At 46.0% G+C, this 274-nt stretch carries 1 protein-coding gene; it reads right to left on the reverse strand.

Annotated features, from left to right (window positions below):
• Positions 1 to 88: 88 nt before the first annotated feature.
• The coding region (locus ACYQ78_RS39590) for an SAM domain-containing protein (RefSeq protein ID WP_459806139.1) at positions 89 to 274 on the reverse strand (186 nt) is incomplete at its 5' end.

A 274-nucleotide genomic window follows, 5' to 3' on the forward strand; every position in this document is an offset into this window, starting at 1 on the left:
GTCGATTTCCAAGGCAGTTCCGAAAGAGAGGACTTTGCAAGAAGCACCTCTATTCTTGTCACGTATTTGTGGTTCTGAACATTTAGGTTTACCATAGGCAGTCAATAGCATGCATCAGCTTTCTTCTAGGCCCGACTGCATCTGCACCCATGTCTTGCAGCTTCTGCATGGTCAAACTCGCCAATTGCATCTTGTTAACACGTTTAGACCTAAAAATCTTTACAAATTGACCAAGTCCTAGAGACACCAGCCAACTGTCCAGCCCACCTGCCCT

This window comes from Herbidospora sp. RD11066 (genome assembly GCF_054661255.1).